The 7,960-nt window shown below is 61.9% G+C and carries 7 protein-coding genes and 2 pseudogenes; 3 read left to right on the forward strand and 6 right to left on the reverse strand.

Annotation, left to right across the window (positions count from 1 at the left end; translation table 11 throughout):
- Positions 1-1,056 (reverse strand): VWA domain-containing protein (locus EOA28_RS17160; protein ID WP_281060905.1); only part of this gene is annotated, 1,056 nt, incomplete at its 3' end.
- Positions 1,023-1,454, reverse strand: coding sequence for a TadE/TadG family type IV pilus assembly protein (locus EOA28_RS40270; RefSeq protein WP_245501541.1), 432 nt, complete (start codon positions 1,452-1,454; stop codon positions 1,023-1,025). The genes EOA28_RS17160 and EOA28_RS40270, both read right to left, overlap by 34 nt.
- A gap of 317 nt (positions 1,455-1,771) precedes the next feature.
- Between EOA28_RS40270 and EOA28_RS17165 the strand changes: the two genes are divergently transcribed.
- The 3 genes from EOA28_RS17165 to EOA28_RS17175 all read left to right on the forward strand — a co-directional run bounded on the left by EOA28_RS17165 (position 1,772) and on the right by EOA28_RS17175 (position 4,472).
- The gene (locus tag EOA28_RS17165) at positions 1,772-2,620 is read left to right on the forward strand and encodes a TIGR01459 family HAD-type hydrolase (RefSeq protein ID WP_127251598.1); all 849 of its coding nucleotides are present in this window, start codon (positions 1,772-1,774) and stop codon (positions 2,618-2,620) included.
- 32 nt (positions 2,621-2,652) lie between these two features.
- Positions 2,653-3,636, forward strand: a complete 984-nt coding sequence (locus EOA28_RS17170; RefSeq protein WP_127251597.1) for a bifunctional riboflavin kinase/FAD synthetase — start codon at positions 2,653-2,655, stop codon at positions 3,634-3,636.
- Positions 3,637-3,731: 95 nt separating this feature from the next.
- On the forward strand, positions 3,732-4,472 hold the full coding sequence (locus tag EOA28_RS17175; protein ID WP_127251596.1) for a DUF1353 domain-containing protein: 741 nt from the start codon (positions 3,732-3,734) through the stop codon (positions 4,470-4,472).
- A gap of 62 nt (positions 4,473-4,534) precedes the next feature.
- Here EOA28_RS17175 and EOA28_RS17180 read toward each other — a convergent pair.
- From EOA28_RS17180 to EOA28_RS38880, 4 genes and pseudogenes are all read right to left on the reverse strand, one after another.
- Positions 4,535-5,090, reverse strand: a pseudogene (locus tag EOA28_RS17180) (HdeD family acid-resistance protein).
- 114 nt (positions 5,091-5,204) lie between these two features.
- Positions 5,205-6,641: a glycosyltransferase family 1 protein gene (locus EOA28_RS17185; protein WP_126083167.1), complete on the reverse strand. Its 1,437-nt coding sequence runs from the start codon at positions 6,639-6,641 to the stop codon at positions 5,205-5,207.
- A gap of 13 nt (positions 6,642-6,654) precedes the next feature.
- The gene (locus EOA28_RS17190; protein WP_189342074.1) at positions 6,655-7,620 is read right to left on the reverse strand and encodes a glycosyltransferase; all 966 of its coding nucleotides are present in this window, start codon (positions 7,618-7,620) and stop codon (positions 6,655-6,657) included.
- A gap of 127 nt (positions 7,621-7,747) precedes the next feature.
- Positions 7,748-7,960, reverse strand: a pseudogene (locus tag EOA28_RS38880) (hypothetical protein); the annotation flags it as partial.

Here is a 7,960-nt window from a genome sequence, read left to right on the forward strand (position 1 = left end):
GTTATTGGCATAGCTGCTGTCGTTGACTGAGCTGTAGGTATTGGCACCGTCCGTGAGCACGATGACAACCTTGTCGTTGCCTCTTTCGTTGTTATCTCGGCCCTCGGTGAAAGGCTCATTGCTGGAGAGAGTCCTCCAGCCCCATGCGAGTCCCTCCGGCACGTTGGTGTTGCCGGTAGGTGTCATCGCATCTATGGCGCTGAGGATCCTCTGCTTACCAGCGGTCGTCGCTACATCCTGTAACGGTGTGATTGGGCTCGTCGTGCAACCTGCGTTGGGGCCGTCGTCTGCCGACACGGTCGAAGCGTCGTACGGTTTGGTTAGAAAATATTTCCGCATATCCGCTTGGCGTTGAGGCACCGACAGACCGTCGCTCGAATCTATCCACCAGTTGTTGCTGTAGCCCCAGGAATTTGTGCTGGTGCGTGTGCTGTCGGTCCACAGATTACCTGCTTCGTCCGGCGCGAACATCGGTACGAACAGGCTGGCGGGCTTGCTCGCTGTCGGCGTCGTGTCGTCGACATTGTAGGGATAAGGCCTCGCCTCCACACAGCCTTTCCAGGCTTCATACTGTCCGGTTGTGGGGGTAGAATAGGTTTGGCAACTGCCATTGGACCGCTTCTTGGTGCAGGTCCGGGTCGTGGCCGTCATCTCCTCGTAGAGCTTGAAGCGGGTCATTGGGGTGTTCTGTCCCGCGCCCCAACCACTGCCGCGCTTCCAGCGAGCGTCACCAACTTTCTCAATATACTTGTTGGGATCGACGCCAGAAGCGGTCTTATACATCGTCGTCCAATCGAAATTTTCGTGATGGATCGGTGAAATGCCGTCCAGATCCATCCAGGCTTTATCCTTGTTGGCTGGACCAACATTGACCGAAGCCGAAAACGGCACCAGCGAGAACTGCACTGGCCTGTCGATCTGTCGCATCAGATCCGCTTGGCCGGCAAGCATGTTCACCAGTTCGGTGGCGGCGGTCTTGAGCAGCGCTATGCGTTGCTGGCCTCCAGTGGGGGAGATGTCGCTCATCGAGCCCGAATTATCGAGCACCAGCGACACTTCCAGCTGTTCTTGAGGCGGATCTCGGACCTGGCCGAGAAGTTGACGGTCGTCTGGCCGGGCGTTCCGCCAAGTAGCGCGACCGCAGCCGGCAGGAAATAAGGCTTGTATTGCAGCGCGGCTTCGAGGACCAGCGTGCCGCCGCCCGCATTGTTGTTCGGCAAAGTCACCGTCAGCGCCGTGTTCGCCGGAAGGACGTGCCTGAGGTTGGCTTCGAAGAACGTCTTGGCATACGCCTTCGCGTCGGCGTCGCTGGCGCCGGCGACGATCTGCTGTGCCGTTGCGATACCCGCCGCGTCGAGCGCGTTCAGCGTTTCCTGCTTCTGCCTGACCAACTCGGTGTAGTCGACGGCGATCGCCACGGCGCCCATCAGCGGTATCATTGTGATGACCGTCATCAAGCCGCCTGTCGCGAAAAAAATCGCGGATCATTGCATTTACCCCCGCCAAGGATCCGTGCCGAGATACGACCATGGTCGCAGTTGCTGTCGTACCATGGTCATAAATCGTTAAATTTCAGCTTGCGCGAAACCATCAAGAACGCACCGCCTTTTTGACTGCGCGTTAACCCTGTGTGTCCGGGCGAGCGAGATCGAGGCTCCGGCCTGTGGTGATCGGGAAAGCTCGTGACAGGATCAAACGCTTCGGTTATGCGGGACCGTCCGTGGCCGACAGTCTGTCGCGGCCTGCCAGGAATCGAAATCAGGGACACGGCATGGCGGATTCGCCCGACATCATCGCTTCGCTCGACGATCTGGCGGGGCGCTACGCGGCCATACTGTGCGACGTCTGGGGCGTCGTTCACAATGGCGAATGGCATTTTCCGGCGGCCGCCGCCGCGCTTGCCCGGGCACGCGCGGCCAACGTGCCTGTCGTGCTGATCACCAATTCGCCGCGCCGCAGCGCCGACGTCATTGCCCAGATGAAGGCGATCGGTGTTCCCGCCGACGCCTGTGACCGGGTCGTTACTTCCGGCGACGTGACGCGCGACCTGATCGCCGACGGCCCAAGGCGGATCTTCCATATCGGGCCGGAGCGCGATTTCACGCTCTATGACGGGCTCGATGTCGATCTTGTCGAGGAATTCGAGGCCTCGGGTGTCGTCTGCACCGGTCTCTATGACGACGAGGTCGAGAAGCCCGCCGATTATGCCGAACTGCTGCAGCGGCTGCGCGCCCGCAACCTGCCTTTCATTTGCGCCAATCCGGATATCCTGGTGGAGCGCGGCGAGCGGACCATCTGGTGCGCCGGCGCGCTCGCGCAGGATTACGCGCAACTGGGCGGCCGCACGCTGATTGCCGGCAAGCCCTTCGCGCCGATCTACCATGTCGCCATGAAGGAGGTCGCCGGATTGCTTGGCCGCGCCGTCGAGCGAAGCGAGGTTCTCGCCATCGGCGACGGCATGATGACCGATGTCAAGGGCGCGGCCGACAACGGCTTTGACGTGCTCTATGTCTCGGGCGGCATCCACGCGCGTGAGCATGGCGACGATCCCGCAAGGCTGGCGGCCTTTCTCGAAAAGCACGGCTACCGGCCGGTCGCCGTCATTCCGCGCCTGCAATAGGTTGATAGTCTGGCCATGACGGGCGCTTTGACATGACGCAAGCCTTCGAACGTCTTTCCACAGCCGCGCCGCTGCCTGCGCATTTGCGCGGCGGCGTTGTGGCGATCGGCAATTTCGACGGCGTCCATCGCGGCCATCAGGCCGTCCTGGAGCGCGCGCTGGCTGAGGCCGGCCGCAATGGCGTGCCCGCCTTGGTGCTCACCTTCGAGCCGCATCCGCGCAAGGTGTTCCGGCCACAGGTGCCGCTCTTCGTGCTGACGCCGCCGCCGATGAAGGCGCGGCTGCTCGCCGGACTTGGCTTCGCCGCCCTGGTCGAGCAGCCTTTCACGCGCGATTTCGCCTCGCTCTCCGCCGAGGCTTTCGTGACCGATGTGCTGGAGAAGAATCTCGGCATCCACCATGCCGTTACCGGTTTCGACTTTCATTTCGGCAAGGACCGCCAGGGCGGCCCGGCCTTCTTGATGGCGGCGGGAGAACGGCATGGCTTCGGCGTGACCCTCGTCGACGCCTTCCGCGATGAAGGCGCCGAAGTGGTCTCTTCGAGCCGCATCCGCGGACTGCTCGCCGAAGGCAAGGTGGAGGAGGCGGCCGGCCTGCTCGGCTACCGTTTCACCGTCGAGGCCGAGGTGATCGGCGGCCAGCAGCTTGGCCGCACGCTCGGTTTCCCGACCGCCAATATGCGGCTTTCGCCGGAAGCCGCCCTGAGGGAGGGGATCTACGCCGTCCGCTTCCGCCGTGCCGACGGCACGCTTCATGACGGCGTCGCCAGCTTCGGCCGCCGCCCGACCGTCGACGACAATGGCGCGCCGCTGCTCGAGACCTACGTCTTCGATTTTTCCGGCGATCTCTATGGCGAGACCTGTGAGGTGTCGTTCTTCGGCTTCCTGCGGCCGGAACTCAAATTCGACGGCCTCGACGCGCTGGTGGCGCAGATGAAAACGGACGAGGCAGAGGCGAGGGCGCTGCTGGCGGGCGTGCGCCCGCTCTCGCAACTGGACGCCGAAATCGCGTTCTGAGGGCTTAAGCTGCAATTATTGTGGTGTTAGATTACGGCTGCGGCTTTGATCCGCGGCGAGCTGTTGCTTGGATTTTCGATCAACAGGAGAGAGAAGTGCGTTTTGCTCTGACAATAGCAATGCCTATGCTTGGCCTCACGCTGGCGGGCACAGCACTGGCGGGCGGCCATTTCACAGATAGTCTTACCTTTCATCCAGCTGGATGTGAGAAGGTTCGCGAATGCTATCTTGATGGGACTTTTCACTATGTTGATAGCAAGGGCAAAGACTGGAAAGCTCAGAAGGATGACAAGACGGATGGCGCATCTATCCCGGACTGGGCACAAAGCTTTATCGGAGAGCCTTTCGATCCGATTTTTATTCGTGCGGCTGTCATCCACGACCACTATTGCGACCGCCATGTTCGAAATATGCTGTGGACGCACTGGGTATTTTATGACGGGTTGCTTGCCAGTCACGTCTCGCCCGCCAAGGCTAAGATAATGTATGCGGCAATCCTGATCGGTGGACCGAAATGGATTGATCTCATCCCAGGCAAGCCTTGCAAGCAAGGTACCGCCTGCATTCAAAGCGTCTCAAAGGTGAAACTACCGAACGGCGCAATTGTAACAACCGCGGAGGATGCCCACAGCGTGATTGCCCGTGGACCTCAATACGACGAGCCGGAAGTCAAGGCGGCTATCGAAGAAATTCGTCAGAAAATCGAGTCAAATCCAGACGCGGTTTCCGAGGAAGACATCCTGACGGAAGCCCGCAAACTTCCTCAAAATCAATTTTTCTTCGATAACATCGACGGGGTCGTTATCAACCCGCCGCAAAATGATATTCCACAATAGGCGAGGAGTGACTGGCGGCGTGAACCCGCAGCGTTTGGCGATCGTGTTCGCGCCGGCCGTGCCTACCGCTTCAAGGCCAGCCCGATGGCGATGAAACTCCAGCCCTGGAAGACCAGGTCGATCGCCAGGAAGATGCCAAGCACCCAAAGGCTGTTGACCGGCCAGCCCATGGCGATCATCAGGCCGAGCAGAATGGTGATGATGCCGGCCGCGAGCAGCCATCCCCAGCCTTGCTCCGGCCGGTGGCTGAAGGCTACCCAGGATCGCAAAAGTCCCGAGGCGATGAGCGCGATGGCCAGCAGCAGCGTCAGCACCGCCGAGGCGAGCAGCGGGTTGTCGAAGGCGAAAAAGCCGGCGACGGCGTAGAGCAGGCCGCTCAGCAGCCAATAGAAGAAACGTCCCCAGGTCTTGACCCCGAAAGCGTGGATGATCTCGATGATGCCAGCCATCAGCATCAGCCAGCCCGACGACATACACCGAGGCGACGGTGGCGATGAACAGATTGCCGAAGGCGATGCCGCCGAAGATCAGCAGCAGCACGCCGAGCGCCACGAACCATCCCCATTTGTCCCGCGTCTGGCCGATTGCGTCTCTGAGAGCGTCGCTTGGCAAAGTCATGGTTCATCTCCCTCGAAAATTCACCACCGGTCGTGCGGTGAAAGGAAGCTAGACCGAAAGGGGTTGTGCGTCCAGCAACAGGCGGAACCCTGCGGCGGCCGGGCGTGGCCGAGCCTAAGGCGTTCCTTCTCGCGCCGGCGCGACCTCGTCCGGGAACGGCGCAAGGGTGGCCTCCAGCGTCTCTCGGCCAGCCAGCTCCCAGCTTCGCGCCACGAATTGGCCGGCCTTCCCCTCGTAGCAAGTCCGGACCTCAGGCGAGGTGATCCATTCCCGCATGGCCTTTTCCCATCCTTCGACATCGAGAGGGTCAAGGCAGAGTCCGAATGGACCGACCACTTCGGGGATGGCTCCGCCTGTCGAGGCGATCAGCGCCTTTCCGTAGGCCAGCGCCTCGACGGGCGGCAGTCCATATCCCTCATAAAGCGACGGGTACACGCAGAACGCGCTGCCTTGGTAGAGCAGGGACAATGTCCCGTCATCGACGTTGTCGAGATGGATAAGGCTCTGGCCGTAGTCGGGATGGCTGTGAAGCTTCTCAAGGACCCCATCGACCATCCAGCCGCTGCGGCCGACGAAAACCAGCTTCATGCCGCTATGCGCGACCGTTCCGTCCTGAACGAGGCGCCGCCACACGTCCATGAGCAACGAATGGTTCTTGCGCGGTTCGATGGTGGAAACGAACAGGATGTAGCGACCTGCCTCAAGTCCGTCCGGCAGGGAGCCGTCCGCCTTCGATTTGCGCGCGCTGTCGCAGCCGAGCGGGACCAGTCTCAGGTCCGGCAGGTGAAGGCCGAGCCCGGCGGCATGCTCCTCCATATCGGCGGTGACGCGCTTCGACGTCAGGATGAACCGGTCCGCCAGCCTGATCGCCAGAGCCGCATAGTCCGTGAATCGGGTGACGTCATGCCGCTTGTACCAGTCGGGAAACTGGATCGGGATGATATCGTTCAACAGCACGATCAGCCTCGCGCCTGCCGAGCGGCACGCGCGCGAAATGACCCCGATATCGGTGTGCGACCAATCATTGTTCATCAAAAGCAGATGGTCGCCGGGCGCCGGCTCGTATTTGTTGCCGGCCACCGTCCGCAGCGGCACGATCCGGACGCGTGAACCGTTGTCGCGAGCGACCAGCCGTCGCTCGTTGGGCTTCATCAGCCGGTTTTCGACCCGCTCAAGCAACGGAACAAGACTGCTGTCCGGATTGTGCCGAGTGAACGCGCCGATTTCCGTTATCAGGATCCGGCGCGGTCTTATGATCGCCATCAGCGCCTGCCGCGCCCAGTTCGGCCATCGATCGTAAAACTGCACCTTGACGCGGGCAGGATCCGGATAAAAATGCATATCGCATGAGATGTCTCCGGCGATGATTTCCGCCGCCAGTTGCGGCGAGACCTGCCTGAGGACCCGGTCGACCGGGTCGAACACCGTGAACGCCACATCGGAGGCCGTGAACGCGGCCGCGGCCGCGCTGTAATGCCGCTGCACGCGGACCAGGCCGACCGGAGGGCCGAGCCAGCGCGCCATGCTGGTGAGATCGACGACAAGCCGCATCAGCCGGGCCGCATCAATTCGGCCGCATCCTGGCAGGGCGCGCGATCATCCTGCGCCAAGCCAGTCGAGGCCCGAGCGCGAGCGTCCTGAACGAGGGGGCGCCGACAGCCGCGAGGAGCAGCAGCTTGCAGGTCGTGGCAAACGGTATGCCCGCCGTTCGCAGCAGCAATTCGATGTCGCGTCTCTCCAGGCTCGAGATACCGGCCCCCGTGGCGGCGCGCCATGCCAGAAAGGTTCCGATGGCCTCTGCGGGTTCGCCGTTTGCGTTGAACGGCTCGGCGCGGGAGCGGCGCAACAGCGCCGACTGCCTGGCCAGCGCCGCCGCCGCCTTTTGCTGATCCTCCTTGACGCGCGACACCTGTCCTGGATGCGAGCGCAATTTGACCAGCCGCGCATCCATATTGGCCAGCTTTCCCGCCTCGGAAAGCCGCAGCCACAGATCGTAGTCCTCCGCATAGGTGAATGCGCGACGGTAGCCTCCCAGGCGCCGGACGGCCTCGGTCCGGAACATCACTGTCGGATGAAGCATGGGATTGTATCCGGCAAGGGCAGACCGCAACGGCTCGTTGCCCATGGGAACCTCTATTGGCCTCAACGTTTTTCCGTTCCGGTCGATCTGCAATCCCGCCGTGCCGAGCAGCTGCAGATTGGCATCCGCGTCGAAGCGCGCCGCCTGCAGGCGCAACCTGTCGGGCAGCGAGATGTCGTCGCCATCCATGCGCGCCACAAGAGGGGCCCGCGCGAGCGCGATTCCCATATTGAGCGCGTCGACGATGCCTTTGCCGCGATTGGCGACGACCTTGACGCGGCCGTCGCCCTCGCCGAGCGACGTCGCGATCGCGGCGCTGTCGTCCGAGGAGCCATCGTCGACGACGATGACTTCGATATCAGCCAGATCCTGGTCCAGAATGCTTTGCAAGGCTTCGCCGATGTAGGGCGCGCCGTCTCTCACCGGAATGATCACACTTACAGTCGGCAACAGAACGTCCTTGCGATAATCGGGCGTGACCGAATGACCGTTGAATCGGCCAGTTTGAGTACGAGGTGTTTGCGGTCTGGATTCAAGGTTCCATCGCAAAGTTCGTTCACAGTGTCGACTGCCAATCTCATTGTCGCGCCGATCTGGGCAGGGCCTGAAGGGCGGGTTCCAGCAAGCGTAAAACGGCCTCGCGCTTTTTCGCCTTCAACAAGAGATCGCCGTCGAGGCCGACTTCGTGCAGCCAGCTTCCCCGCCATTCGCAATAGGCCTGCCTGAGTTCAACTCCGGGCAAGGCCGCGAATGCCGTTATCGGCCGTTGCGGCAGCGCGTTCAGGTCCAC

It is taken from the genome of Mesorhizobium sp. M2A.F.Ca.ET.067.02.1.1, assembly GCF_004023285.1.
In the GTDB taxonomy this organism is placed as follows: domain Bacteria; phylum Pseudomonadota; class Alphaproteobacteria; order Rhizobiales; family Rhizobiaceae; genus Mesorhizobium.

Coding starts and splice junctions, on each gene's coding strand:
- EOA28_RS17185 (WP_126083167.1), bottom strand. CDS start 6,641: ATGCGGCTTGTCGTCGATCTCACCAGCATGGCGCGCTGGCTCGGCCCT.
- EOA28_RS17170 (WP_127251597.1), top strand. CDS start 2,653: ATGACGCAAGCCTTCGAACGTCTTTCCACAGCCGCGCCGCTGCCTGCG.
- EOA28_RS40270 (WP_245501541.1), bottom strand. CDS start 1,454: ATGACGGTCATCACAATGATACCGCTGATGGGCGCCGTGGCGATCGCC.
- EOA28_RS17165 (WP_127251598.1), top strand. CDS start 1,772: ATGGCGGATTCGCCCGACATCATCGCTTCGCTCGACGATCTGGCGGGG.